Annotated in this window: 25 protein-coding genes; 17 read left to right on the plus strand and 8 right to left on the minus strand. The window is 67.0% G+C overall.

Features of this window, described 5'->3' with window-relative positions; translation table 11 throughout:
• Position 1: 1 nt before the first annotated feature.
• From KAK06_RS02075 to KAK06_RS02130, 12 genes are all read left to right on the plus strand, one after another.
• Entirely contained in the window at positions 2–1651 is a 1650-nt protein-coding gene (locus tag KAK06_RS02075) for an efflux RND transporter periplasmic adaptor subunit (RefSeq protein ID WP_210800167.1), read from the plus strand.
• Positions 1648–4818: an efflux RND transporter permease subunit gene (locus tag KAK06_RS02080; protein ID WP_210800097.1), complete on the plus strand. Its 3171-nt coding sequence runs from the start codon at positions 1648–1650 to the stop codon at positions 4816–4818. The genes KAK06_RS02075 and KAK06_RS02080 overlap by 4 nt, the downstream gene beginning before the upstream one ends.
• A 132-nt stretch (positions 4819–4950) precedes the next feature.
• On the plus strand, positions 4951–5298 hold the full coding sequence (locus KAK06_RS02085; RefSeq protein WP_210800098.1) for a copper-binding protein: 348 nt from the start codon (positions 4951–4953) through the stop codon (positions 5296–5298).
• Positions 5299–5481: 183 nt separating this feature from the next.
• Positions 5482–6438 carry a patatin-like phospholipase family protein gene (locus KAK06_RS02090; RefSeq protein ID WP_210800100.1) on the plus strand — a complete coding sequence of 319 codons (957 nt, stop codon included), beginning with the start codon at positions 5482–5484 and terminating at the stop codon, positions 6436–6438.
• A gap of 243 nt (positions 6439–6681) precedes the next feature.
• A complete protein-coding gene (gene czcI / locus KAK06_RS02095; protein ID WP_210800102.1) occupies positions 6682–7044 on the plus strand; it encodes a cation efflux protein, CzcI family in 363 nt (120 codons plus the stop codon).
• 145 nt (positions 7045–7189) lie between these two features.
• Entirely contained in the window at positions 7190–8473 is a 1284-nt protein-coding gene (locus tag KAK06_RS02100) for a TolC family protein (protein ID WP_210800104.1), read from the plus strand.
• 62 nt (positions 8474–8535) lie between these two features.
• Positions 8536–9096, plus strand: a complete 561-nt coding sequence (locus tag KAK06_RS02105; RefSeq protein WP_210800105.1) for a hypothetical protein — start codon at positions 8536–8538, stop codon at positions 9094–9096.
• On the plus strand, positions 9093–10223 hold the full coding sequence (locus KAK06_RS02110) for an efflux RND transporter periplasmic adaptor subunit (protein WP_210800107.1): 1131 nt from the start codon (positions 9093–9095) through the stop codon (positions 10221–10223). Before KAK06_RS02105 ends, KAK06_RS02110 begins: the two co-directional genes overlap by 4 nt.
• Position 10224: 1 nt before the next feature.
• Positions 10225–13344, plus strand: coding sequence for an efflux RND transporter permease subunit (locus tag KAK06_RS02115; protein ID WP_210800109.1), 3120 nt, complete (start codon positions 10225–10227; stop codon positions 13342–13344).
• Positions 13345–13410: 66 nt separating this feature from the next.
• Positions 13411–13791 (plus strand): type 2 periplasmic-binding domain-containing protein, encoded by a 381-nt coding sequence (locus tag KAK06_RS02120; RefSeq protein WP_210800110.1) that lies wholly within the window; start codon positions 13411–13413, stop codon positions 13789–13791.
• 11 nt (positions 13792–13802) lie between these two features.
• Complete coding sequence (locus KAK06_RS02125) at positions 13803–14357, plus strand: hypothetical protein (RefSeq protein ID WP_210800112.1); 555 nt, start codon at positions 13803–13805, stop codon at positions 14355–14357.
• Positions 14358–14375: 18 nt separating this feature from the next.
• Positions 14376–14627: a hypothetical protein gene (locus KAK06_RS02130; RefSeq protein WP_210800114.1), complete on the plus strand. Its 252-nt coding sequence runs from the start codon at positions 14376–14378 to the stop codon at positions 14625–14627.
• A 14-nt stretch (positions 14628–14641) separates the two neighbouring features.
• Here the strand turns inward: KAK06_RS02130 and KAK06_RS02135 are convergent, their stop codons facing one another.
• Positions 14642–14977: a DUF4148 domain-containing protein gene (locus KAK06_RS02135; RefSeq protein WP_210800115.1), complete on the minus strand. Its 336-nt coding sequence runs from the start codon at positions 14975–14977 to the stop codon at positions 14642–14644.
• Between the two features lie 154 nt (positions 14978–15131).
• On the opposite strand from KAK06_RS02135, the gene KAK06_RS02140 reads away from it, so the two are divergent.
• On the plus strand, positions 15132–15818 hold the full coding sequence (locus KAK06_RS02140) for a heavy metal response regulator transcription factor (RefSeq protein ID WP_210800117.1): 687 nt from the start codon (positions 15132–15134) through the stop codon (positions 15816–15818).
• The gene (locus KAK06_RS02145; protein ID WP_210800119.1) at positions 15815–17179 is read left to right on the plus strand and encodes a heavy metal sensor histidine kinase; all 1365 of its coding nucleotides are present in this window, start codon (positions 15815–15817) and stop codon (positions 17177–17179) included. The genes KAK06_RS02140 and KAK06_RS02145 overlap by 4 nt, the downstream gene beginning before the upstream one ends.
• Before the next feature lie 40 nt (positions 17180–17219).
• On the opposite strand, the gene KAK06_RS02150 is transcribed toward KAK06_RS02145, so the two are convergent.
• Together KAK06_RS02150 and KAK06_RS02155 are read right to left on the minus strand one after the other, a co-directional pair.
• On the minus strand, positions 17220–17552 hold the full coding sequence (locus KAK06_RS02150) for a DUF3703 domain-containing protein (protein ID WP_247652575.1): 333 nt from the start codon (positions 17550–17552) through the stop codon (positions 17220–17222).
• 20 nt (positions 17553–17572) lie between these two features.
• Positions 17573–19846: a heavy metal translocating P-type ATPase gene (locus tag KAK06_RS02155; protein WP_259373585.1), complete on the minus strand. Its 2274-nt coding sequence runs from the start codon at positions 19844–19846 to the stop codon at positions 17573–17575.
• A gap of 77 nt (positions 19847–19923) precedes the next feature.
• On the opposite strand from KAK06_RS02155, the gene cadR reads away from it, so the two are divergent.
• Positions 19924–20367 (plus strand): Cd(II)/Pb(II)-responsive transcriptional regulator, encoded by a 444-nt coding sequence (cadR, locus tag KAK06_RS02160; RefSeq protein WP_210800124.1) that lies wholly within the window; start codon positions 19924–19926, stop codon positions 20365–20367.
• Positions 20367–20708, plus strand: a complete 342-nt coding sequence (locus tag KAK06_RS02165; protein WP_210800125.1) for a YnfA family protein — start codon at positions 20367–20369, stop codon at positions 20706–20708. Before cadR ends, KAK06_RS02165 begins: the two co-directional genes overlap by 1 nt.
• A gap of 84 nt (positions 20709–20792) precedes the next feature.
• Here the strand turns inward: KAK06_RS02165 and arsA are convergent, their stop codons facing one another.
• The 5 genes from arsA to KAK06_RS02190 form a co-directional block, all read right to left on the minus strand.
• The gene (gene arsA, locus KAK06_RS02170) at positions 20793–22568 is read right to left on the minus strand and encodes an arsenical pump-driving ATPase (protein WP_210800132.1); all 1776 of its coding nucleotides are present in this window, start codon (positions 22566–22568) and stop codon (positions 20793–20795) included.
• 18 nt (positions 22569–22586) lie between these two features.
• Positions 22587–22955, minus strand: coding sequence for an arsenite efflux transporter metallochaperone ArsD (arsD, locus tag KAK06_RS02175; protein ID WP_210800134.1), 369 nt, complete (start codon positions 22953–22955; stop codon positions 22587–22589).
• 64 nt (positions 22956–23019) lie between these two features.
• Positions 23020–23667 (minus strand): aquaporin, encoded by a 648-nt coding sequence (locus tag KAK06_RS02180; protein ID WP_210800136.1) that lies wholly within the window; start codon positions 23665–23667, stop codon positions 23020–23022.
• Between the two features lie 11 nt (positions 23668–23678).
• Positions 23679–24167 (minus strand): arsenate reductase ArsC, encoded by a 489-nt coding sequence (locus KAK06_RS02185; RefSeq protein ID WP_210800137.1) that lies wholly within the window; start codon positions 24165–24167, stop codon positions 23679–23681.
• Positions 24167–24355 (minus strand): hypothetical protein, encoded by a 189-nt coding sequence (locus tag KAK06_RS02190; RefSeq protein WP_210800138.1) that lies wholly within the window; start codon positions 24353–24355, stop codon positions 24167–24169. The genes KAK06_RS02185 and KAK06_RS02190 overlap by 1 nt, the downstream gene beginning before the upstream one ends.
• Here KAK06_RS02190 and istA point away from each other — a divergent pair.
• On the plus strand, positions 24348–24915 hold a 568-nt coding region (istA, locus tag KAK06_RS02195), incomplete at its 3' end, for an IS21 family transposase (RefSeq protein ID WP_210800139.1). The genes KAK06_RS02190 and istA overlap by 8 nt on opposite strands.

Raw genomic sequence — 24915 nt, forward strand, 5'->3', positions numbered from 1 at the left:
CATGACGAAACTCAAACCCCTCTTGATCGGCCTGATCGCGGTGGGCGTGCTCGGTGCTGCCGGCTATGGCCTCTACGCCATCGGCATGAACCGCGGCATGGGCATGGCTCCCGCAGCCGGTAGCGACGCAACGGCGGGAGGAGCGGCTTCGACGGCCGCGCCCGTCGGGACCCCGTCCAATGAATCAGGCGAGGACGCCACGCGCCGACACATCAAGGCGGGCATCAAGGCCGGCGACGTCGATCCGACGACTGGCAGGAAGGTCTTGTACTACCACGACCCCATGGTGCCGGGGAACAAGTTCGACAAACCGGCCAAGTCGCCGTTCATGGACATGATGATGTCGCCGGTCTATGCCGACGGCGACAGCGACGGCAGCAAGGTCACGGTCAGTCCGCGTATCCAGCAGAACCTGGGCGTGCGCACCGCCGCCGTCACGCAGGGCACGCTGTCGCCGCAGGTGTCTGCGGTGGGCAGCATTGCGTTCAACGAGCGTGACCAGGTCATCGTGCAGGCGCGTTCCACCGGCTATGTCGAGCGCCTGCATGTGCGTGCCACGCTGGACCGCGTGGCCAAGGGGCAAGCGCTGGCCGAGTTGTACGTGCCCGACTGGATCGCCGCCCAGGAGGAATTCCTTTCGGTGCGCCGAATGGAGGGCACCGACCTCGCACCGCTCGTCGATGGCGCCCGACAGCGCATGCGCCAGGTCGGCATGAGCGAGGCGCAGATCGCGCTGGTTGACAGCAGCGGGCGCACGCAGCCGCGCATCACGCTCATCGCACCGATCGGCGGCGTCGTCACCGAGCTGATGGCGCGCGAAGGCATGACGGTGATGTCCGGCGCCACGCTGTTCCGCATCAACGGTCTGGGCACGGTGTGGGCCAACGCCGAGGTGCCGGAGAGCCAGTCGGCGCTGCTGCGCCCAGGTGCGAAGGTTCAAGCCGTCAGCCCGGCCGTGCCTGGCACGAAGTTCGACGGCAAGGTGCAGGCTATCCTGCCCGAGGTCAACGCCACCACCCGTACGCTGAAGGCCCGCCTTGAGCTGGCCAACCCCGGCGGCGCGCTGGTGCCCGGCATGTTTGTGCAGATGCAGTTCACGGACATGCGCGAGCAGAAGGCGCTGCTGGTGCCCACCGAAGCCATCATCCAGACCGGCCGGCGCACCGTGGTGATGCTGGCTGAACAGGATGAGAAGGGAGGCCGCTTCCGTCCCGTAGATGTCGAGATCGGCATCGAGAGCGGCGGCCAGACCGAGGTCAAGCGCGGCCTGCAGGCCGGCCAGCGGGTCGTGGTGTCCTCGCAGTTCCTGATCGATTCCGAAGCCAGCCTGAAGGGCGTCGAGGCGCGACTGAATGTCGAGCCCCAACCCACCGCCGCCAATAACGCGCCGCGCCACCAGGGCGAGGCCAAGGTCGAAAAGATCGACCGCGACGCCGTCACGCTCTCGCACGGCCCCATCGCCTCGCTGAAATGGGGCGCCATGACGATGGACTTCAAGCCATCCCAGCGCGGGCTGCCGCGAGGGCTGGCCGTTGGCGACAAGGTCGGCTTCGAGTTCTACATGGATGCGGAGAACCTGCCGCAACTGAGCGCCGTCACCGTGTTGGCGCCCGAGCCCAACCCGGCTGCCGCCGCCGGGAGCAAGCCATGATTGCCAAGCTGATCCGCTGGTCGATCGCGAACCGCTTCCTGGTGCTGCTGACCACCGTGATGCTCAGCGCGTGGGGCGTCCATTCGGTGCTGCGCACGCCGCTGGACGCGCTGCCTGACCTGTCCGACGTGCAGGTGATCATCCGCACGACCTATCCCGGCCAGGCGCCGCGCATCGTCGAGAACCAGATCACCTACCCGCTGACGACAACGATGCTGTCGGTGCCGGGGGCGAAGACGGTGCGCGGTTACTCGTTCTTTGGCGACAGCTTCGTCTATGTGCTGTTCGAGGACGGCACCGACCTGTACTGGGCTCGCTCGCGGGTGCTGGAGTACCTGAACCAGGTGCAGGCGAGGCTGCCGCCTGGCGCCACGGCTTCGCTGGGCCCCGACGCCACCGGTGTCGGCTGGATCTACCAATATGCGCTGATCGACCGCAGCGGCCAGATGGACGCCGGCCAGTTGCGAGCGCTGCAGGACTGGTTCCTCAAGTACGAGCTGAAGACGGTGGCCAATGTCGCCGAAGTGGCGACCGTGGGTGGCATGGTGCGCCAGTACCAGATCGTGCTCGACCCGAACAAGCTGGCGGCCTACGCCTTGCCGCATACCAAGGTCGTCGAGGCGATCCGCAAGTCCAACCAGGAGAGTGGCGGCTCGGTTCTCGAACTTGGCGAGGCCGAGTACATGGTGCGCGCATCGGGCTACCTGCAGTCGCTCGATGACTTCCGCAAGATCCCGCTGCTGAGCACAGATGCCGGCGTGTCCGTGCGCCTGGGCGATGTGGCGCGCATCCAGGTCGGCCCCGAGATGCGGCGTGGCATCGGTGAGCTCGACGGCGAGGGCGAGGCCACCGGCGGCGTGATCGTGATGCGCTCGGGCAAGAACGCGCTGGAGACGATTGCCGCCGTGAAGGCCAAGCTGCAGCAGCTGCAGGGCAGCCTGCCCAAGGGCGTCGAGATCGTCCCAACCTACGACCGTTCCAGCCTGATCGAGCGTGCGGTGCAGAACCTCGGCTTCAAGCTGCTCGAGGAGTTCATCGTCGTTGCGGTGGTGTGCTTCATCTTCCTGTTCCACCTGCGCTCGGCCTTCGTCGCCATCGTCTCGTTGCCGCTGGGCATCCTCGCCGCCTTCATCGTGATGCGCTACCAGGGCGTCAACGCCAACATCATGTCGCTCGGTGGCATTGCCATCGCCATCGGCGCGATGGTCGATGCGGCGGTGGTGATGATCGAGAACGCGCACAAGCACCTCGAACACTGGAGCCATGCGCATCCGGACCAGAAGCTTGAAGGTGAGGAGCGCTGGCGGGTGATCGGCGACTCGGCCGCCGAGGTCGGGCCGGCGCTGTTCTTCTCGCTGCTGATCATCACGCTGTCGTTCATCCCGGTGTTCACGCTGGAGGCGCAGGAGGGGCGGCTGTTCTCGCCGCTGGCCTTCACCAAGACCTACGCCATGGCGGCTGCGGCCGGGCTGTCGGCCACGCTGATCCCCGTGCTGATGGGCTACCTGATCCGTGGACGCATCCCGGATGAGAAGACCAACCCGCTCAACCGCTTCCTGATCGCGGTCTACCGGCCGCTGTTGAACGCCGTGCTGCGGGCCCCCAAGCTCACGCTGGCCGCGGCCGCGCTCGTGCTGGTGGCAAGCCTCTGGCCGCTGCAGCACATCGGCGGCGAGTTCATGCCGCGCCTGGACGAGGGCGACCTGCTCTACATGCCGTCGGCGTTGCCGGGCCTGAGTGCGGGCAAGGCGGCCGAACTGCTGCAGCAGACCGACCGCCTGATCAAGACCGTGCCCGAGGTGGTCAGCGTCTACGGCAAGGCCGGCCGCGCCGAGACCGCCACCGACCCGGCGCCGCTGGAGATGTTCGAGACCACGATCCAGTTCAAGCCGAAGAGCCAGTGGCGAGCGGGCATGACGCAGGACAAGCTGGTTGACGAACTGGATCGCATCGTCAAGGTGCCGGGCCTGGCCAACATTTGGGTGCCGCCGATCCGCAACCGCATCGACATGCTGGCCACCGGCATCAAGAGCCCGGTGGGCGTCAAGGTCGCGGGCACCGATCTGGCAACCATCGACCGCGTGGCCGGCGAGATCGAGAAGGCCCTGAAGGACGTACCTGGTGTCAGCAGCGCGCTGGCCGAACGGCTGACCGGCGGGCGCTACGTGGACGTGACGATCAACCGCGACGCGGCGGCGCGCTTCGGCATGAACATCGCCGACGTGCAGTCGGTCATCACCTCGGCAGTGGGGGGAGACAACGTTGGCGAGACGGTCGAAGGCTTGCAGCGCTTCCCGATCAACCTGCGCTACCCGCGTGAGACGCGCGATTCACTGGAGAAGCTGCGCGCGCTGCCGATCGTCAGCGAACGCGGTGCGCGCCTAGTGCTGTCCGACGTGGCCGACGTCCGCATCACCGACGGGCCGCCGATGCTGCGCAGCGAGAACGCACGCCTGTCGGGCTGGGTGTACGTGGACATCCGAGGCCGTGACCTGAGGTCGGCGGTGCAGGACATGCAGCGTGTCGTTGGCGAGAAGGTCCAGTTGCCACCAGGCTACTCGGTCTCGTGGTCGGGGCAGTTCGAGTTCCTGGAGCGCGCGACCGCCAAGCTGAAGGTGGTGGTGCCGTTCACGCTGCTGATCATCTTCGTGCTGCTGTACCTGACCTTCAAGCGCTTCGACGACGCGCTGCTGATCATGGCGACGCTGCCCTTCGCGCTGGTCGGCGGCATCTGGCTGCTGTACCTGCTGAACTACAACCTCTCGGTGGCGGGGGCCGTCGGCTTCATCGCGCTGGCCGGTGTCTCCGCCGAGTTCGGCGTGATCATGCTGCTGTATCTGAAGCAGGCCTGGGATGCCCGCGTTGCCCAGGGCAGGACTGGCACCGACGACCTGCTCGACGCGATCCGCGAAGGCGCGGTGCTGCGTGTGCGCCCGAAGGCGATGACGGTGGCGGTGATCCTGGCCGGCCTGTTCCCGATCATGTGGGGCACCGGTACTGGCTCGGAAGTGATGCAGCGCATCGCCGCGCCGATGGTCGGCGGAATGATCACTGCGCCGCTGCTGTCGATGTTCGTGATCCCGGCGGCCTACCTGCTGATGCGGCGCAAGCCTGAGCCTTCGGCTTGGCGTCTGGCGTTCTGGCGGAGGCAGCGTGCTGCTGCCTGATCGCCTTCCTGCACTGGCGCCTCAACCCGGTGCCGCGCAACTCGCGTTGCGCGACAGCAGCGCCAGTGCTTATCCGTCCTACCGCCAGAGCTCCGTTTGCGCTCATCTCAACCCTCCTCAAAGGAAATCGACATGAAGAAAGCTGCACTCCCTTCGCTGGTCCTCGCCCTGCTCGCGCCCGCCATGGCGGCCATGGCACAGCCGAAGATGGACGACATGAAAAGCATGGACATGACCAAGAAGCCGGCCGCGACGGCGTCGGTGGTCCACAAGGCCATGGGGACCGTCAAGAAGGTGGATGCCAAGGGCGGCGTCGTGACGCTGGCGCACGAGCCGATCAAGTCGCTCAACTGGCCGGCCATGACGATGGGCTTCAAGGTCAAGGACAAGATGCTGATGGACAAGCTCACCGATGGCAAGAAGGTGGAGTTCGAGTTCACGCAGGACGACAAGGACTACGTTGTCACCGGCGTGAAGTGACCCGGTTGCGCCAGACGGGCGCAACCGTCCGTCAGGCGCACCGACCTGCTGACCGTCGCAGGCGCGAGTTGCTGCGGTCGATCTGCGGTTCCGGGTGTTCGGGCCCGGCCGTGAAGGGGAGCCAAGATGCGATCGAATCGGATTACGTGTACGTCCGCTGCATCGGCCGAGCCTGAGTTGGCGTTGGCTGATCGACTGGGCTGGCGTCGCCGGTCGCTGCTGCTGGCGGGCGTGCGTGCTGCGACTGCGGCACCGCTGCTCGGCGGCTGTGCCGCGTGGCAGCCTGGTCAGTCGGCCGAGCCCGTGGATGCGACCGAGGCTCCTGGATTTCTCCCGCCGCCCGACGGCGTGCGGCGGCCTGTCGCGCTGGTGTTGTCGGGGGGCGCCGCCCGCGGGTTTGCGCACTTGGGTGCTTTGCGGGTGCTCGAGCGCGAGGGCCTGCGGCCCGACCTGGTGGTGGGCACCAGCGCCGGCGCGATGGTCGGCGCGATGTGGGCGTCGGGCATGCCCGTCAGCGAGATCGAGCGCGCCGCGGAGCAACTCGACTGGACCGTGTTCTTCGACTTCGACCCCGTGCGCACCGTGTTGGGCGGCCTGGGGCTCGGCCTGGTGCCCGGGGCTCGGCTGGAGCAATTCCTGCGGCAGCACCTGCGTGGGCCGATCGAGCGCTTTCCTTTGCCGTTTGCTGCGGTCGCCGCCGACATGGAAAGCGGCGAGGTCGTGCCGCTGAACCACGGCGACGCAGCGAAAGCGGTGCGCGCGTCCTGTGCCGTTCCCGGCGTCTATGCGCCTGTGCGTGCCCGCGGCCGATTGTTGGCCGACGGGCAGATTGTCAGCCCGCTGCCGGTGATGACAGCTCGGCGGTTGGGTGCCATGCGGGTGCTGGCCCTCGATGTCGTGTACCCGCCGAACCACTCGGAGATGTCGAGCCCGGTGTCGATGCTGTTCCAGTCGCTGATCGTCTCGGGCTGGCGTCAGGTGCTGGCTGAGCGTGCGCTGGCCGATCTGGTGATCACGCCGGAGATTCGAACTTCGTCGCAGCTGGGCCTGGGGAGTCGGGGCTGGGTGACCGCTGCCGGGGAGACAACGGCCTTGTCTCGCATCGGGGAGATTCGCCGGCTCTTTGCTCCCTCACCTTGAGCAGCCTCCGAAGAATGGTAGGCGCACAACCGGCGCATTGACTCTGTGCACGCCGTGAGCCCGCAATGTCAGCGGCTGCGGGTGAGTACGTTGTGGTTGTCCCGGGTAGCGGTGTGACACAGTGGCTTTGCGGCAACCTCAAGTTCTTCCCACACCAGCCGAAAAGCCTCAAAGCGCTGCGCATAGTTGGGCCGTTGACCCTACCCAGCCAGCGCCAAGCCCTGTAGCTGCTACACTTTTGCCATGCGTCGCTGGTTCGCCATGCTCATGTTGGTCTTGCTGCCGTTCCAGTTCACCTGGGCGGCGGTGGCCAGCTATTGCGGACACGAACGTGGCGCGGCTGCCCAACACTTTGGCCACCACGAACACCAGCACCATGCCGACTCGGGTGCCGCGCAGGCCGATGGTGATGGTTCTGGCAAGACGCTGGGCGGCAACGATTTCGACTGTGCCAACTGCCATGGCAGTTGTTCCGGGATCGTGTCGCCATTGACGGGTTTGATGTCGCTTGACATCGCGACGCAGCCGGCCATGTTGGCTGCAGGGCTTGTACGCACCCTGGTGCACAGTCCGCCCGAACGCCCTCAGTGGGCACCCCTCGCCTGATCGGCGAGGCGGCTACTTCTCCCTCCTGAAGCCCGTCCGCGCCTGAGCGCGGGCCGTCATCGACGGCCGCTCAGCTGCGACGCGACCCGTCTGGGTTGCTCCCTCGTCGATCTCCCGTGAGTTGTTTTCAACACTGGAGCATCGGATGCACCGAGGAAATTTCATTGCGAACGCACGCTGGCGAAACACGGCCGGCGCGATCTTGACGTTGGCGCTCAGCGCCGTCTCCGCAGGGGCATTGGCGCAGACCCCTGCGAAGCCTGAACGCCTGACCTTGAGCCAGGCCTTTGAGGCCGCCTGGGCCAGGCAACCTGAAGTGGCTGCGCTGACGGCACGCCGCGAAGCGACCCGCGCGCAGCAGCAGGCTGCAGCGTCCTGGACCCCAGAACCTGTGGCAGTGGAACTGACCGGCAAGACCGACCGCCTGAACCGCAATCTGGGCACCCGCGAGTACGAGGCAGCCCTGGCCATTCCGCTGTGGTTGCCGGGTGAGCGGGGGCGCAGCCAGGCCCTGGCCCAGGCCGAAGGCCGTGCCGTCGAAAGCCGGTCCTTGGCAGCCCAATTGCGCGTGGCCGCCAGCGTGCGGGATGCCTGGTGGAACTGGCAACGCGCTCGCGCCGAGGCTGCCACTGCGCAAGGCCAGCTCGACAGCGCGCAGCGGATTGCGGCCGATGTGGGCAAGCGCCTCAAGGCCGGCGATCTGGCCCAGGCCGACCAGCACCAGGCTGACGGCGCGGTTGCCGCCGCACAGGCGGCGGTGGCGCAAGCGGACGCTGCCGTGATCGTGGCCGAGCAGTCGCTGCGCACCTTGGTGGCGTCGCCCGCCGTGGACTTCAAGGCCAGCCCGGCCGATCCGGGTGCCGAGCCAGTGCCCGATGCGGCAGTGAATGATCTGGACGCACACGGTGAACTCTTGGCATTGAAGGACCGCGCTGCCGTGGCCGAAGGCACTGCCGCCTTGGCTGCCACGCAGTCACGCGCCAACCCCGAGCTGACGGTCGCTACCACGCGCGACCGTGGCGCCTCAGGCGAGGCTTGGCAACAGACCTTCACCGTGGGTGTGCGCATCCCCTTCGGGGCGGGCCCGCGCCACGACGCTCGCACCGCCGCGGCCAGGGCCGAGACGCTGGAACTGCAGGCGCAGCTGAACCTGGAACGGGCCCGCCTGGCCGGCGAGCGTGACGCGGCCAAGGCCCGCGCCGACGGGGCGAGGCTGCAATTGGCCGCTGCCGACCGCCGGGCGCAACTGGCTCGTGAGTCCCGCGGCTTCTTCGACAAGTCCTTCCGCATGGGCGAGACCGACTTACCCACGCGGCTGCGCATCGAGGCTGAGGCCGCCGAGGCCGACCGCCAAGCCGCACGCGCACGGATCGAATTGGCCGCCTCCATCTCCGCCTGGCGCCAGGCGCTCGGGCTGCTGCCGCAATGAGGGCCGTCGCGGCACCGGTACTGCCGAGCGAGCCATCGAACAACGACTTTGGAAATTCCGCCATGAAACACTCCTCCACATTGGCTGCGATCCCGCTCGCAGCCCTTCTCTTCTTGACGACGCCAGGGGCCATGGCCGGTGACGGCCACGACCATGGTGCCGCTGCACCTGCGGCCACTGGGCCAGCCTTGCCCAGGTTCGCCGCGGTCTCGGACGTGTTCGAGCTGGTGGGCGTGCTCAACGGCAAGCAAATCACGCTTTACCTCGACCGCACCGCCGACAACAGCCCGGTCACCGAAGCCCAGATCGAACTCGAGGTCGCTGGCAAGAAGTTCAAGGCCGCCAAGCAAGGCAGCGACGAGTTCGAAGTCGTGTTGCCTGAAGCCCCTAAGCCCGGTGCGCTGCCGATCACGGCCACGGTGACGGCCGGGGCCGACAGCGACCTGCTGGCCGGCGAGCTCGACATCCATGAAGCGGCGCATGCCGACGAGGCTGAGCACAGCCATTCGTGGAAGGAGTACGCCGGTTGGGCGTTGGGGGGCATTGCCGCGCTGGCGGTGTTGTTGACGGTGGGCCGGCGCGTGATGCGCTCGCGCCAAGTTCGCATGGGGGGTGCAGCATGAAGCGCGCTTTGAATCTGAAGCAGCTGCGGCTGGGCGTCCTGGCCAGCGTTGTGATGGTGCTGTGCGCCACGCCGTTGGCCCAGGCTGGCGAAGGCCATGACCATGGTGGCGGTGGCGCCGCGCCCAGTGCCAACGGGCCGCAACGCCTGCCTGACGGCAGTGTGTTCCTGCCCAAGCCCGCGCAGCGCCAGCTGGGCGTGCGCACGCTGACCACGGCCGAAGCTGAGTTGCCACGCTCGGTGGAACTCGCCGGCAAGGTGCTGATGGACCCGAACGCCGGTGGCAAGGTGCAGCCGTTGAACGCAGGCCGCATCGAGCCCGGCCCGCGCGGCCTGCCCAATCCGGGCCAGGCGGTGCGCAAGGGCGAGGTGCTCGCGTACGTCGTGCCTTCGACGGCACCCATCGAGCGCTCCAACCAGTCGTCGCAATTGGCCGAACTGCGGGCCGCCAAGTCGCTGGCCGACAAGCGCGTGGCGCGCCTGAAGGAACTGGCGGACACGGTGCCGCGCAAGGACATCGAGGCCGCCGAGAGTGAATCCGCCAGCCTGACCGAGCGCATCGCCGCCATCGGTGGCGGCCTGGCCACCCGTGAAGCCCTGGTGGCGCCTGTGTCGGGCGTCATCGCCTCTGCGCATGCGGTGGCGGGCCAGGTGGTCGATGCGCGAGAGCTGGTCTTCGAGATCGTCGACCCGAGTCGCTTGCGCATCGAGGCCCTGGCCTTTGATCCGGCGCTGGCGGCCAACGTCGGCAGCGCCACATTGGCCATTGGCGACAAGCGCGTGCCGCTGGACTTCACGGGCGCAGCGCGCAGCCTTCGCGAGCAAGCACTTCCGTTGGGTTTCCGCGCCCAAGGTGCAGCCCTCGACAGCCTGGCCGTGGGCCAGCCGGTGCGCGTGTTCGTGCAGACCAAGGACAAGGTCAAGGGCCTGGCCGTCCCGGTTGCCTCGTTGATGAAGAACCCGGCGAACCAGACCATCGTCTGGGTCAAGTCAGGGCCTGAACGCTTCGAGCCCCGCACCGTGACGACGGAGTCTTTGGACGGCGTCAGCGTGTCAGTGACCGCCGGCCTGAAGGCCGGTGACCGCGTGGCCACGCAAGGCGCCACCTTGATCAACCAGGTGCGCTGACATGTTCAAGTGGCTACTCGACAACAGCCTCGGCAACCGGCTGCTGGTGATCATCGCCAGCGTGGTGCTGATGGGCTATGGCGCGTTCACGCTGTCCCGCACGCCAGTGGACGTGTTCCCCGACCTCAACAAGCCGACCGTGACCATCGTCACCGAGGCGGGCGGCATGGCCGCCGAAGAGGTGGAGCAGCTCATCACGTTCCCACTGGAAACCACGATGAACGGCCTGCCCGGCGTGGAGACGATCCGCTCGGTCTCCTCGGCGGGCCTGTCTTTCATCTACGTCACCTTCAACTGGAGCACCGACATCTTCCGCGCCCGCCAGCTCGTCAGCGAGCGCTTGGCGTCGATGGAAGAAGGCCTCGCTGAAGGCGTGCTGCCGCGCATGGGCCCGATCAGCTCGATCATGGGCGAGATCATGCAGATTGCAATTCCGGTGGACACCAGCAAGATCTCGGCGATGGCCGTGCGTGAATACGCCGACTGGGTGCTGCGGCCGCGCCTGCTGTCGGTGCAGGGGGTGGCGCAGGTCATTCCCATCGGTGGCGAGGTACGGCAATTCCAGGTGCAGCCCAACACGGTGCGTATGGCCGAGCTGGGCATCAGCCACGAGCAGATGGAGGCTGCGCTCAAGGGCTATTCCAGCAACACCTCTGGCGGCTTCCTGGAGCTGAACGGGCGTGAGTACCTGATCCGCAACCTGGGCCGCACCTCCAGGCTGGATGACCTGAAGAACCTGGCGCTCACGGCCAAGAACGGGCAGCCCATCCTGATGCGCCAGGTTGCCGAGGTGACCTTTGCGGCAGCCACCAAGCGGGGTGACGCGGGCTTCGAGGGCAAACCGGCTGTGATCCTGGGCATACAGAAGCAACCCTCGGCCGACACGATTGCGCTGACCCGCAACATCGAAGAAGCGCTGGCTGGGTTGAAGACCTCGCTGCCGGCCGGCATGGAGGCACCCAAGGTCACCTTCCGGCAGGCCAGCTTCATCGAGGCCTCGATCACCACGCTGCAAGGCAAGTTGATCGGCGCGTCGGTGTTCGTGGCCGTGATCCTGTTCTTCTTCCTCGGCACGCTGCGGCCCACCATCATTGCGCTGACCGCGATCCCGGTGTCGATCTTCATCACGGCCCTGGTCTTCCGCTACTTCGGCTTGTCGATCAACACCATGACGCTGGGCGGCCTGGCCATCGCCATCGGCGGCCTGGTCGACGACGCGGTGGTCGGTGTCGAGAACGTGTTGCGGCGCTTGAAGGAAGACCGCGCCAAGCATCCCACCTCGCGCCTGCACCCGCTGGAGGTGGTGGCCCACGCCACGATGGAGGTGCGGTCGGCGATCCTGTACGCCACGGTGATCATCGTGCTGGTCTTCATCCCGCTGTTCGCGCTGCCGGGGCTGGAAGGCAAGCTCTTCGTGCCGCAGGGCATCGCGTTCATCGTGTCGACGCTGGCCTCGCTGATCGTCTCGGTGACGGTGACCCCGGTGCTCAGCTTCTACCTGCTGCCACGCATGAAGAATCTGGACCACGGCGATACCAAGGTGCTGCGCTGGCTGAAATCCAGCTACCAGTCGTCGTTGCAGTCGGTCTTGAATGCGCCGAAGGCTGCCTTGACTGCGGCGGGTGCGGCGGTGGTGGTGGCGATGGCGGCGGTGCCGTTTTTCCCCACCACCTTCCTGCCGCCCTTCAACGAAGGCACGCTGCTGATCGGCCTGCGCCTGAACCCCGGCGTCACCCTCGCCGAAACCTCGGCCCTGGCTCGCCAGGCCGAAGTGCTGGTGCGCCAGGTGCCCGAGGTCACGCACGTCGGTCGGCGCAGCGGCCGCGCCGAGCTGGACGAGCATGCCGAAGGGGTGCACGTCAGCGAGCTGGACGTGGGCCTCAAACCCACGGCCGAGCTCACGCGGACCATGGACGAGATCAAGGCCGACATTCGCGCCCGCCTGGTCAACATGCCGGCTGCGCTGGAGATCGGCCAGCCCATCTCGCACCGCATCGACCACATGCTCTCGGGTGTGCGCTCGCAAATTGCGATCAAGATCTTCGGCGAGGATCTGGACGCCTTGCGTGGCCAGGCTGACGTGTTGCGCGCCAAGTTGGCTGCCATCCCGGGCGTCGCCGACCTGCAGATTGAGAAGCAGGTGCTGGCGCCGCAGATCAAGGTGCGGGTGGACTATGCCGCTGCTGCCCAGTACGGCGTGCCCGCGCCCCAGGTGCTGGCCACGCTGCAGAACCTGGTCGAAGGTGAGAAGGTCACGCAGATCGTCGAGGGCAGCCGGCGGTTTGCGCTGGTGGTGCGTGTGCCGGAATCGGCGCGCTCGGTGGAAGGCCTGGGCAAGATCCTGATCGAGACGCCGAGCGGCCGCATCCCGCTGTCGAAGATCGCCACCATCGAAGACGGTGACGGCCCCAACCAGATCAGCCGTGACGATGGCAAGCGGCGCATCGTGCTGTCGGCCAATGCCTCGGGCCGGGCCCTGTCAGAGATCGTGGCCGACATCCGCGCCGTGGTGGCCGACACCAAGCTGCCCGAGGGTTACTTCATCACCCTGGGCGGCCAGTTCCAGGCGCAGGAGGAAGCCTCGCGCCTGGTCGGCCTGCTGAGCATCGTGTCGCTGACGCTGATGTTCGTGGTGCTGTTCAGCAGGTACAAGTCGGGCGTGCTGGCCGCGCTGATCATGGTGAACATCCCGCTGGCGCTGGTGGGCGCGGTCATCGGCCTGTGGCTGTCGGGCCAGCCGCTGAGCGTGGCCGCGCTGGTGGGCTTCATCACCCTGGCCGGCATCTCGGTGCGCAACGGCATCCTGAAGGTCAGCCACTACATCAACCTGATGCGATTCGAGGGTGAGAACTTCGACCACAAGATGATCATGCGCGGCTCGCTGGAACGGCTGAGCCCGGTGTTGATGACGGCGCTGGTGACGGCCTTTGCGCTGGCGCCGCTGCTGTTCGAAGCCGAGCAGCCGGGCACCGAGGTGCTGCATCCGGTGGCCGTGGTGATCTTCTCCGGCCTGATCAGCTCCACCCTGCTCGACACCTTCCTGACGCCCGCGATGTTCTGGCTCTTTGGCCGCAAACCGGCCGCAGCGCTGATGGACAGCAAGGACGCCGAGGCCCTTTGATCCCTCTGGTGGCGAGTTCGCCCGCCACCCCGTTTCTCCCCAACGTACTCTCTCGAAAGGACTCCCATGAACAAGCAAGCCCTCCTCGCCGCCCTGGCACTGAGCCTGGCCGGCTCAGCATTTGCCGCTGGTGACCACAGCCACGAACACAAGCCCATGCACGGCGGCGTGGTCGTCGAGGTCAAGGACATGGACTATGAGCTGGTGGCCAAGCCCGCCGCCATCCAGCTGCACCTGCGCGACCACGGCAAGCCTGCCGATGTGGCCAAGGCCAGCGCCAAGCTGACCTTGCTGAACGGCACCGAGAAGCAAGAGGTCGAGCTGAAGCCGGCGGGTGACAAGCTGGAAGCCACCGGCAGCTTCAAGGTCGGGCCCGGAACCAAGGCCGTCGCCGTCGTCACCATCGGCGGCAAGCCCGCCGGCACGGTGCGCTTCGCGCTGAAGTAACGGGAGATGCCATGAACCAACCCCGTCTTGTCCATCGCAGAAGCTTGCTCACCGGCCTGTTGGCAGTCGGGTTGGTTCCTTTGGCAGGCTGCATGAGCAAGCCCGTGCGCCCCGCAAACGCAGATGGCACCTACTGCTATGCCGTCGGCAGGTCGCTCAGCCGCAAGCTCACCTGCACGACCGCGCCGATCCCGTCGCAGCAGGTCGAGGCAGAGGCCAAGCGGTTTGAAGCCACACCGGGCTTGCTCACCGTCTACGTCGTGCGCAAGCGCTGGGGGGATGCCAGGAATGTGGTGCGGCTGACAGTGGACCGTGACCCGGCCGTCGCCACGGTGCCCGAGTCGTTCGTGCGGCTGCGCCTCAAGCCCGGCGCACACCAGATGGTGGCGGAGTGGGACGAAGGTCGCGCGGCCCTGGACATCACCGGCAAGGCAGGCGAGGTGGTGTTCGTTGAACTGATCGGCTCGGTCTGGTCGTGGGGTAGCAGCTACCGGCTGGAGAGCGGCAACCCCGCGGAATCGCGTGCGCGCGCTTTGGGGTTGCGGCTGGTGGCCGATATCGGCTGATTTGACAATCTGCCTGCGATGCGAAAGCAGATTCCGGATGCGGACATCGCGCAGCTCATGCTGTGGATCTGGATTGTCGTCGTGCTCGTGGCCATTGCGCTCTTCGCGCTGTGGCGGCGATGGCGGAAGGCGCATCCTCCACCCACGATCCCGCCCAAGCTTGCCTACAGTCAAACGCTGGGCAAGCGATTGGCCACCGGCCGTCGAGGCGTCGGCAAAACCAAAAGCAAACGCGGGCCACCAGTGTCTGGTGGCCCGCGCGGCGGGTGAAGACAGACGGTGTATCAGCCGCCGGTCTGAAGCGCCAGGCGAGCACGGCGCTCTTCGGCGGGCTCATTGAGCATCTCGTCGATCACCTGCTGGCGGGTCTTCGCGGGGCCGATGGCCTTTTGCGGCAGCGGTGCGTTGCGCTGAATCAGCGCCAGGGTGCCGTCCTTGCGCGCAGCCTCGATCTCGGCCAGCACCTCAGCGCGCGTTTTCGTGCTCTTCCAGTGGTCGGGATGCTCGGTGTAGCCCCTCTCATTCGAGGCTGGGTGGTACAGCGAATTGGCCTGCGCAACCATGGGCAGACCCATGGCCAGAGCAACAACGGAGAGAGCGGCGTGTTTGCGGATGTTCATGGTCCTGATTCCTTTGTGAAGTGGCCGTCGACCTTGTGTCGCGGCATGCCTGAGGGCATGGACATGACTGTAGAAATTCGCCCCCAACAGAGATGGGACCAACACATGACAGAACGGCCATGTTCAGGCCGCTCCAGTTGAAGGCGTGAGGAACATGAAACTCCTGGTGGTCGAAGACGAGATCAAGCTGGCCGAGTACCTGCGCAAGGGGCTGGGCGAAGAGGGCTATGTCGTGGAGCTGGCGCACAACGGCGTCGATGGCCTGCATCTGGCGATGCAAGGCAGCCACGACCTGATCGTGCTGGACAGCATGCTGCCCGGCATCGACGGTCTGGGCGTGCTGGCGGCCTTGCGGCAGAGCAAGCAGACCCCCGTGCTGATGCTCACCGCTCGCCAGCGTGTGGAAGACCGCGTCAAGGGCTTGCAAGCCGGGGCCGACGACTACCTGCTCAAGCCGTTTGCGTTCTCCGAACTCGTGGCGCGGATACAGGTGCTGCTGCGCCGAGCGCGCCCAACGCGCGAACCTGAGGGGGCAACAGTCCTTGGCCTGGCCGACCTGGAGCTGGACCTTGTTCGGCGCAAGGCCACCCGGGCTGGCAGAAGGCTCGATCTCACGGCCAAGGAGTTCGTGCTGTTGACGCTGCTGCTGCGCCGCCAGGGGGAGGTGCTGTCCCGCACCGAGATTGCCGAGCAGGTGTGGGACATCAATTTCGACAGCGCCACCAACGTCATCGACGTGGCGGTGCGCAGATTGCGCGGCAAGCTCGATGCGCCCTTCGAGCGCCCCTTGCTGCACACGGCGCGTGGCATGGGCTACGTTCTGGAGGCGCGCGACGAATGAGCAGAAGCCGTGTCGGCTCGCTAGGTCGACGGTTGTCGATCTGGCTGGCACTGCAGAGCTTGACGGGCCTCTCAGTGGTTTGCGTGGCGGTCTACGCTGTCACGCACATGAACTTCGAGGCCAGGCAATCTGAGTCTCTCGCGCAGAAACAGGCTCAGGTGCGGCACCTGCTGACCGAGCCAGCTTCGCGTGATGACCCGGCCGTGTTGACCCACAAGCTGGATGATTTTTTCATCGGTCACCAGGAACTGAGCCTTTTGCTGCAGAGGCCGGATGGCAGCGTTTACTACCAGCGCACCGGCGGGGTCGCATCGAGCAATTTGCGCCAAGCCCATTTTGAAGTGGCTGCGCTGGCCACCGCGCCGCTGCCACTGACTGCCATCCTGACGCTGGACACCGACGAAGACCATCAATTGCTGCGCCGGTTGGCATTCACGTTGTTGGCGGCCGCGCTGGCCGGGGCCGCCTTGGGTTCGGCCGGTGGCTTTGTTTTGGTACGCCTGGGCTTGCGCCCGGTGCGTGAGCTGGTGGAGCAGACACGCAGGCTGGCGGCCGACACCTTGCATCGGCGCCTGGATGGTTCCGGCCAGGCCGAGGAGCTCGAACCGCTGATTGCGCAGTTCAACGACCTGCTGGGTCGGCTGTCGCTGGCCTATGAGCAGCTGGAGGGCTTCAATGCCGATGTCGCCCATGAACTGTGCACCCCGCTCGCCACCTTGATCGGCAGCACGGAGCTGGCCTTGCGCAAGGCCCGTGGTGCCGATGAGCTGCGTGAGGTGCTCGGCTCGAACCTGGAGGAATTGCAGCGCCTCGCGGGCATCGTGCAGGACATGCTGTTCTTGTCCCAGTCTGATCGGGGCAGCTCGGCCCGCCGTGTGGCCACGGCCAGCCTGGCTGCGTTGGCGCAGCGGGTGGCGGAATACCACGATGCCGCGTTGGACGAGGCCGGTCTCCAGGTCGAGGTGGTCGGTGACGCCGCCGGAGAGTTCGACCTGCCGCTGCTGCAACGCGCCCTGTCCAACCTGGTGGCCAATGCCACGCGCTACGCCGACCGTGGGACGAGCATCCGCATCGACATTTCCGAGGCAGCCCCTGGGGCGCTGCGGGTGGTGGTGGTCAACCAAGGTACCACCATCGAACCCGGGCACCTGCCGCGGCTCTTCGACCGCTTCTTCCGTGGTGACCGGGCCCGCAGCGGCGCCCATCAGAACCATGGGCTGGGCCTGGCCATCGTCGCCGCGATCGCACGCATGCACGGCGGGCAGCCGTTTGCGAGGTCAGCAGATGGCGTCACATCGATCGGCTTGACCTTGCTGCGCGCGCCAGGCGCGGGCAGTCCGTCACCGAATTCGGGGGCCTGACTGTCCTGAGGTGCCGGCCGCAGGGCCAGCCAAGCCCTTGTCAGGGCTTGTCGTCGTGCAGCAGATGCGCCATGTCAGGCGGCAAGGCCATCGGTTCGAACGGGCTGACGTCGGATGTGCCGATGTTGCCCAACGGCAGGCGGCCGCTCAGGTGCCCGATGGGTGTGAGCACCAGGCGCAGAAGTTGCCCACGGAGTTCGCGGCCGTCACGCAGTGCCCAGGCGGCACGCAGCATCAGCAGGTGCACGCGCAGGTGGAGGCCGATGTCCCGCTGACCGAGCACATGGGCGCGCTGCAGCAAAGGCATCGCGGCCATCGGCTGCGCTGCAGCGAGGTGATGCCTGGCTTCGGCCATGGCGGCAGCGAAGGCCATTGCGCGTTGAGAGCCGGGCGTCATCGGCCTTGCACCCTGGCTTGCAGCAAACGCAGCCCGTTGACCACCACCAGCAGGCTGGCGCCCATGTCGGCGAACACGGCCATCCACATCGAGGCATTGCCGAACACCGCCAGCACCAGGAACACCGCCTTGATGCCCAGTGCCAGCGCGATGTTCTGCCACAGGATGGCGTGTGTGGCCTTCGACAGGCGCACCGTCTCGGCAATGCGCCGCAGGTCGTCGTTCATCACCACCACGTCGGCGGCTTCCATCGCGGTGTCGGTGCCGGCCGCACCCATGGCCACGCCGATGTCCGACTGGGCCAGCGCAGGCGCGTCGTTGATGCCGTCGCCGGTCATGGCCGTCATGCCGTGCTGCGCCTGCAGGGTCTTGATGGCGTCCAACTTGTCCTGCGGCAGCAGGTTGCCCCGGACTTCGGTGATGCCAGCCTCCTGGGCAATGGCCGTGGCCGTGGCCTGGTTGTCGCCGGTCAGCATCACCGGTGTGATGCCCAATGCCTTCAACTCGGCCACTGCTTCCCGCGAAGATGCCTTGATGGTGTCAGCCACCGCAAACAGGGCTACCGGGCCGGTGTCGCAGGCCAGCAGGCTGACGGTGCGGCCGGCTTCTTCATGCGTGCGCAGCGTCGCTTCCAGCGCCGGCGAGCACTGGCCGCGTTCCTCGATCAGGCGGTGGTTGCCAAGCACCCAGGTCTTTCCGGCGATCTCGGCCTGCACGCCGCGCCCGGCAATGGCCTTGAAGCTCTGGGCCTGAACGCTGTTGGGCTGTAGCCCGGCTGCGATCGCGCGCGACACCGGGTGGTCGGAGTGGCCGGCCAGCACCGCGGCCATGTGTTCTGCGGTGTCAGAGTCAACGCCCGCAGCTCCGGCGGTGTCGAGCACTTGCCATGCCACCAGCTTGGGCTTGCCCTCGGTGACCGTGCCGGTCTTGTCCAGCGCGATGGCCTTGAGCTTGCGCGCACCCTCCAGGTACACCCCGCCCTTGATCAGGATGCCTCGCCGGGCCGCGGCCGCCAGGCCGCTGACGATGGTCACCGGCGTGGAAATCACCAGCGCGCAGGGGCAGGCGATGACCAGCAGCACCAGGGCTTTGTAGACCCCCTGCATCCAGGTCCAGTCCAGCAGCCAGGGGCCGAGCAGGGCGACGGCCAGCGCGATGACGAAGACCGCCGGCGTGTAGACCGCCGCGAAGCGGTCCACAAAGCCCTGCGTGGGCGCGCGTGTTCCTTGGGCCTCTTCGACTGCGTGGATGATGCGTGCCAGGGTCGAGTTCGAGGCCAGCGCCGTGACGCGGAACTCGAAGCTGCCGGTGTCGTTGATGGTGCCGGCAAACACCGGGTCGCCCACGGCCTTGTCCACCGGGATGCTCTCGCCGGTGACCGGGGCCTGGTTGATGCTGGTGCTGCCTGCCGTCAGGACGCCGTCCATGGGCACCCGTTCACCCGGCCGCACGCGCAGCACCGCGTCCAGCGCCACGCTGGCGACGGGCACGGTCAACCAGCTGCCATCGGCCTGGCGCACGGCCGCTTCTTCCGGTGCCATCGCCAGCAGGCCCTTGATGGCATTGCGGGCGCGGTCGACCGCACGCGCTTCGATGGCTTCGGCGATGGCATACAAGGCCATCACCATCGCCGCCTCTGGCCATTGGCCGATGGCGAAGGCGCCGGTGACGGCCACGGTCATCAGGGCGTTGATGTTCAGGCGCCCGTGCCGCAGCGCAATCAAACCCTTCTTGTAGACGTCGAAGCCCGCCAGCCAGATGGCGGCGGCGGCCATCGCCAGGCCGGCGCCTTTCCAGAGCAGCGTGTCTGGCGCGAAGTAGCCCACCAGCTCGGCAACGATGGCCAGAGCCAAGGCCATGCCCAGTGGCCCGTAGCTGGCCTGCTGGACGCCATGGTCGTGTCCGTCATCCGCGTCAGCGTGTCCGGGCGTTGCACCCGGCTGGGGCGCTGCCAGCGGCTGTGGATCGAAGCCGGCCTTGCGCATGGCAGCCACGGCCAGCTCCACGGCTGGCCCAGGGGCATCCAGCGCCAGGCTGCGTTGCCCGAGCTGGAAGGTCAGCGCCCGGATCCCGGCAATGCCTTCCACCGCTCGGCGGATCTCGGACTCTTCGGACGCGCAGTCCATCGTCGGCACCCGAAATCGCACCCAGTTGGCACCCGGAGGTGTCGCGGGCGCTGCTGGCGTCGTCGTACCGCAGCCGCAGCAAGATGCCTGGTTCTCTGATGTTGACGGTGTCGCTGCAGCAGCTTCTGGTCGATCCACGATCATGTCCTGTTGTTGGATGTCGCCATTGAAAACCCTGAAGTCGGTGTAAGGTCAAGCCTTCATCGGCAAGAGGGGACTCCATGCGCATCGGAAACCTGGCTGAGGCGACGGGCACACCGGTAGAAACCATCCGCTTCTACGAGCGCGAGGGCCTGATCCCTGCCGCCCAACGCAGCGACAACAACTACCGGGTGTACACGACCGCACATGCCGAGCGCCTGGCCTTCATCCGCCACTGCCGCAATCTGGATATGGCGCTCGATGAGATCCGTGCGCTGTTGCGCCTGCGGGACGCCCCGCCCGGTGACTGCGGCGAGGTCAACAACATCCTGGACGCGCATATCGGGCACGTGGCCCAGCGCATCCGCGAACTGCGGTCGCTCGAATCGACCCTGAAGGCGCTGCGTGCGCGCTGCCAGTCACCGCATGCGATGAATGCGTGCGGCATCCTGAATCAACTGGACAATGCCGCCGCGCAGGGCGTCAAGCCGGCCGGCCACCGCCACGTTCGCGGAGCCCACTGATGTTTGACTTCTTCCGCCTCACCGCACTCTTCGTCATCACCGCGCTGGCCGAAATCATCGGCTGCTACCTGCCGTGGCTCGTGCTGACCCAAGGTCGGCCGCGTTGGCTGCTGCTGCCGGCCGCTGCCGCGCTCGCGGTCTTCGCCTGGTTGCTGACCTGGCACCCGAGCGCCGCTGGCCGCACCTATGCGGCCTATGGCGGTGTCTACGTCGTGGTGGCCCTGGTCTGGCTGTGGCGCGTGGATGGGGTCATGCCGACCCGCTGGGACTTGATCGGCGGTGCCGTGTGCCTGGTGGGCATGGCCATCATTGCCTTGCAGCCGCGTCAGTCACTGGGCTGACGAGGCCATCAGCGGACTTGGCGCGTCAGGTGAAGTCTCCCGGCACCGAGGGCAGGGCCAGATCCGCCCCGATCGGCAACGCCTTCACGATTCGCGCCTCAAGTCATTCGGAACCTGCGTCGCCAAGCTGCTCAGCGCCAGTTCCCCGACCGGTGCCTCGACCTGCCAAGGGATCAGGGCGCATCGTTTCGCAGCAATCTGCATCACATGAGCGATGAACGGTGCCTCGTACGCGCCGCGTTGCGTCAACACCGGGTCGTGCGTCCCGCTCGCCAGCAGGCTCTGGTTGATGACCCATGCGAAGGGCTCGATGCCGGCGCGATGCAGATCGGCCTGAAGGCGTTCCGCCTCGTGCACGGGCGTCGCCTCGGCCAGCGTCACGATGAGCACGCGCGTGAAGAACGGATCGCGCAGGCGCGGCAGGAGCTTGCGCACCGACTCTGGCGAGTCCCCCTGGGTGCGGCTCACCTCCCGGTGGTAGGCCTCGGCCGAATCCATCAGCAGGATGGTGTGGCCGGTGGGCGCCGTGTCCAGCACCACGAACGCGTCCTGGGCCTTGTCGACCGACTGCGCGAATGCGCGGAACACCGCGATCTCTTCGGTGCAGGGCGAACGAAGGTCCTCGTCCAGCATCGCCCGCGCCTGCGCGTCCAGGCTGGCGCCGGCCTTGCCCATCACCTCGTTGCGATAACGCTCGACCTCGGCGACGGGATCGATGCGCTCGACGGTCAAGTTCGGCACCTGCTCGTCCAGGGCCCAGGACACGTGCGCGGCCGGGTCCGTGGTGGAGAGCACCACACGGCGGCCGCGCTCGGCAAGCGCCACCGCTACAGCCGCAGCGACCGTGGTCTTGCCGACGCCGCCTTTGCCCATGGTCATCACAAGCCCGTGACCGGCGGCCTCAATGTCGTCGACGATCGTCGCCAGGCCATCGGGCAGTCGGTCGATCGATGACACAGCGGGCGTCGTGCGGTCTTCGCTCTGAGGATGGAGGAAGGCCCGCAGCGACGCCAACCCGACCAGCCCGCGAGGGATGAACCCGGTCTGGCTGCGTGGCAGCGCCGCCAGGCCAGCCGGCATCTGCTTCACGGCCTTGGCATGGCGGCTCGACATCGCGCGGGCGACCGAATCGTCCGAGGCTGCTTCGTAGAGCCCGTTCAGGGCAAGGACCTGGTTGCGAACACCGAGATCGGCCAACTCGTGGCGGGTGCGATCCGCCTCTCTCAGCGCCGAGACTTCCGGGCGGGCGACAAGCACCACCGTCGTCAGCTGCCGGTCGGCCAGCGAGCGCACCGCCGCCGCGTAGGTTGCCTTGCTCTTCTCCAGGCCCGCCAGCGGACCCAGGCACGAACTGCCCGTCGTGTTGGTCGCGAGGAAATCGTTCCACGCCGACGGCAGGGACAGCAGCCGCAGCGTGTGGCCGGTCGGCGCCGTGTCGAACACCACATGGTCGAAGGCCTGCGTCACCTCGTTGCCGGCGAGCAGCCCGGCGAAGGCGTCGAAAGCCGCGATCTCGACCGTGCAGCCGCCGGAGAACTGCTCCTCCATGCTGCGAATCGCCGCCGGCGGCAGGATGCCGCGGTACGGCCCCACCATGCGCTCGCGATACGCCGCGGCAGCCGCCTCCGGATCGACGTTGAGGGCGCTCAGGCCCGGGACGCCATGGACCTCGGTCGGCGTGGTCGTCAACGGCGTCTCAAGCACCTCGTCGAGGTTGGACGCCGGGTCCGTGCTGACCAGCAGCACGCGCCGACCCTGCTCAGCCAGCCGTAGGGTGCTGGCGCAGGCCAGCGAGGTCTTGCCGACACCGCCCTTGCCGGTGAAGAAGGCAAAGCGCGTCTCGATGCCTGGGAGCGCCATGTCAGCCGCCGCCCGGGCTCAGCAGCACTTGCCAGGCGCGCATCCGCATTCTCCGAGCTTGACGCGGGGCTTCTCGGCTGTGGGGATGTCCAGGCCGAGCTTGCTGATCAGCTGCGCTTTCGACGGATACATGCCGGTCGACACGATGCGGCCGTCGACGGTCACGATGGGCAGGCGGTCCATGCTCGCGCCCATCTCCTTCATCACGTCGGCGTTGGTGGTGAAGGCCGCCGCGTTGTGGCTCAGGCTGTGGCGCACGATCTCGACGCCGGACTGACCCAAGGCCTGCAGGTCGGCGTTGAACTGCACCAGGACCGGATCGACGCTGACGCCGCACACGCCCGTCGGGCAGCACATCGCGGGTTCATAAACTTCAAGCTTGCTCATGGTGGATTCCTCGTGCGACTCTGGACATGGTCGGCACACATGCCCTGCAGGATATTGACCTCGCTCAAGCGTCGAGGCTACGGTGGATGAGCGCTCCGAGGCCCGCACCCACCAGCTGGGCAGCGACGAAACCGGGCACACTGGCCGGTGAGATGCCGGCGAAGGTGTCGCTGAACATCCGCCCGAAGGCTGCCGCCGGGTTGGCGAAGGATGTCGACGCCGTGAACCAGTAGGCGGCACCGATGTAGCAGGCGACCATCGCGGCGACCTTCGGGGCCGGGGCACGAAGGATCACCAGCAGCAAGCCGGCCGTTGCAACGGCCTCGGCGATCCACTGGCCGGTTCCGCCTCGCACCTTGGTCGAGAACTGCAGCAGCGTGGCATCGAACATCGCGTGCGCCAGCCAGGCGCCAAGCACCGCGCCGACGAGTTGCGACACCACGTAGGGGGCGAACAGCGATTTCGGCAGCGCGCCACGCAGGGTCATGACCAGGGACACGGCGGGGTTGAAGTGCGCGCCGCTGACCGGGCCCAGAACCTCGATGAGGATGTACAGGCCGCCAACTGTGGCGGCCGTGTTGGCTAGCAGCGAGATGGCCACATTGCCGCCAGCCAGGCGCTCGGCCATGATTCCCGAGCCGATCACCACGGCCAGCAGCAGCGCGGTGCCCAGGGTTTCGGCGAGGAGGCGCCGCTGAAGATCGGATCGCATGCGCAATCCGCTCAGCTCTTGTAGGCCTCGACGAGCGCGGTCTGCAGCTCGTCATTGCCCATGCGGTCCAGAGGCAGCGACAGCAGCTGCAGCATGCGGTAGCCGATGGCCTGGCGCGTCAGCTCGAAGGCTTGGCGCCTCTCGGCCTCAGGGGCGTTCGACGGATCAGGGTAGCCCCAATGCACCTTCACCGGGCTGCCCGGCCAGTACGGGCACTGCTCGGCCGCCGCGCTGTCGCACACCGTGATCACGATGCGCATCTCGGGCGCGCTTGGGCCCACGAACTCGTCCCAGGACTTGCTGCGCACGCTGCTGATGTCGATGCCCGCATTGCCCAGAGCCTCCAGCGCGTAGGGGTTGATCCGGCCACTGGGCGCGCTGCCGGCGCTGTAGGCACGCACGTCCTTGCCAAGCTTCTTCGCCCAGTGGTTGAGCATGCACTCCGACAGCACGCTGCGCGCCGAGTTGTGGGTGCACAGAATGAGAACGTTGGTGGTCATCACTGGGTTCCGATGTCCTTGATTTCGCGCTGGATCGCCATCTTGTCGAGGCTGGCGATCGGAAGTGTTGCCGCCGACCGAAAACTGACCAGCAAAGCTGCGTAGTGCCGATTCAAAACTGACCAGGGTGAGAGACCTACCCTGCTGCATTTAGTGGCAGGGGTTTTGACGGTGATCACCATGGCCATGAAGGGCAAGATCCGCGCGCTGAGAGAGCGCGAGGGCAAGTCGATCAGTGAGATCGCCAGGCGCACGAGCCTGTCACGCAACACGATCAAGAAGTGGCTGAAGGCGCCGGCCGAGGCGCAGCCGAAGTACCGGCGGCAGAGCGTGGCGAGCAAGCTCACGCCCTTCGTCGAGACGATCACGCAGGCGTTGAAGACCGACGCCCACCGACCGCGCCATGAGCGGCGCAGCGCGCGAGCGCTGCTGTCGCTGATCCAGGCGCAGGGCTATGACGGTGGCTACAGCCGCCTGACCGACTTCATTCGGGCCTGGCGGCAGGGCGAGGGGCAGTCCGTGACGGCCACCGCCTTCGTGCCGCTGAAGTTCGAGCTGGGCGATGCGTTCCAGTTCGACTGGAGCGAGGAAGGGCTGGTGGTGGGCGGCATCTACTACCGGGTGCAGGTGGCGCACCTGAAGCTGTGCGCCTCGCGGGCGTTCTGGCTGGTGGCCTACCCGAGCCAGGGCCACGAGATGCTGTTCGATGCACACACCCGCGCGTTCGCTGCGCTGGGCGGGATTCCCC

The organism is Ideonella aquatica (assembly GCF_018069755.1).
Taxonomy (GTDB): Bacteria; Pseudomonadota; Gammaproteobacteria; order Burkholderiales; family Burkholderiaceae_C; genus Ideonella; species Ideonella aquatica.

What these genes read in the sequence shown, in the direction of transcription:
- KAK06_RS02075 (WP_210800167.1), top strand. Translation starts at nt 2, where the DNA reads ATGACGAAACTCAAACCCCTCTTGATCGGCCTGATCGCGGTGGGCGTG.
- KAK06_RS02080 (WP_210800097.1), top strand. Translation starts at nt 1,648, where the DNA reads ATGATTGCCAAGCTGATCCGCTGGTCGATCGCGAACCGCTTCCTGGTG.
- KAK06_RS02085 (WP_210800098.1), top strand. Translation starts at nt 4,951, where the DNA reads ATGAAGAAAGCTGCACTCCCTTCGCTGGTCCTCGCCCTGCTCGCGCCC.
- czcI (WP_210800102.1), top strand. Translation starts at nt 6,682, where the DNA reads ATGCGTCGCTGGTTCGCCATGCTCATGTTGGTCTTGCTGCCGTTCCAG.
- KAK06_RS02100 (WP_210800104.1), top strand. Translation starts at nt 7,190, where the DNA reads ATGCACCGAGGAAATTTCATTGCGAACGCACGCTGGCGAAACACGGCC.
- KAK06_RS02105 (WP_210800105.1), top strand. Translation starts at nt 8,536, where the DNA reads ATGAAACACTCCTCCACATTGGCTGCGATCCCGCTCGCAGCCCTTCTC.
- KAK06_RS02110 (WP_210800107.1), top strand. Translation starts at nt 9,093, where the DNA reads ATGAAGCGCGCTTTGAATCTGAAGCAGCTGCGGCTGGGCGTCCTGGCC.
- KAK06_RS02115 (WP_210800109.1), top strand. Translation starts at nt 10,225, where the DNA reads ATGTTCAAGTGGCTACTCGACAACAGCCTCGGCAACCGGCTGCTGGTG.
- KAK06_RS02120 (WP_210800110.1), top strand. Translation starts at nt 13,411, where the DNA reads ATGAACAAGCAAGCCCTCCTCGCCGCCCTGGCACTGAGCCTGGCCGGC.
- KAK06_RS02125 (WP_210800112.1), top strand. Translation starts at nt 13,803, where the DNA reads ATGAACCAACCCCGTCTTGTCCATCGCAGAAGCTTGCTCACCGGCCTG.
- KAK06_RS02130 (WP_210800114.1), top strand. Translation starts at nt 14,376, where the DNA reads ATGCGAAAGCAGATTCCGGATGCGGACATCGCGCAGCTCATGCTGTGG.
- KAK06_RS02135 (WP_210800115.1), bottom strand. Translation starts at nt 14,977, where the DNA reads ATGAACATCCGCAAACACGCCGCTCTCTCCGTTGTTGCTCTGGCCATG.
- KAK06_RS02140 (WP_210800117.1), top strand. Translation starts at nt 15,132, where the DNA reads ATGAAACTCCTGGTGGTCGAAGACGAGATCAAGCTGGCCGAGTACCTG.
- KAK06_RS02145 (WP_210800119.1), top strand. Translation starts at nt 15,815, where the DNA reads ATGAGCAGAAGCCGTGTCGGCTCGCTAGGTCGACGGTTGTCGATCTGG.
- KAK06_RS02150 (WP_247652575.1), bottom strand. Translation starts at nt 17,552, where the DNA reads ATGGCCTTCGCTGCCGCCATGGCCGAAGCCAGGCATCACCTCGCTGCA.
- KAK06_RS02155 (WP_259373585.1), bottom strand. Translation starts at nt 19,846, where the DNA reads ATGATCGTGGATCGACCAGAAGCTGCTGCAGCGACACCGTCAACATCA.
- cadR (WP_210800124.1), top strand. Translation starts at nt 19,924, where the DNA reads ATGCGCATCGGAAACCTGGCTGAGGCGACGGGCACACCGGTAGAAACC.
- KAK06_RS02165 (WP_210800125.1), top strand. Translation starts at nt 20,367, where the DNA reads ATGTTTGACTTCTTCCGCCTCACCGCACTCTTCGTCATCACCGCGCTG.
- arsA (WP_210800132.1), bottom strand. Translation starts at nt 22,568, where the DNA reads ATGGCGCTCCCAGGCATCGAGACGCGCTTTGCCTTCTTCACCGGCAAG.
- arsD (WP_210800134.1), bottom strand. Translation starts at nt 22,955, where the DNA reads ATGAGCAAGCTTGAAGTTTATGAACCCGCGATGTGCTGCCCGACGGGC.
- KAK06_RS02180 (WP_210800136.1), bottom strand. Translation starts at nt 23,667, where the DNA reads ATGCGATCCGATCTTCAGCGGCGCCTCCTCGCCGAAACCCTGGGCACC.
- KAK06_RS02185 (WP_210800137.1), bottom strand. Translation starts at nt 24,167, where the DNA reads ATGACCACCAACGTTCTCATTCTGTGCACCCACAACTCGGCGCGCAGC.
- KAK06_RS02190 (WP_210800138.1), bottom strand. Translation starts at nt 24,355, where the DNA reads ATGGCCATGGTGATCACCGTCAAAACCCCTGCCACTAAATGCAGCAGG.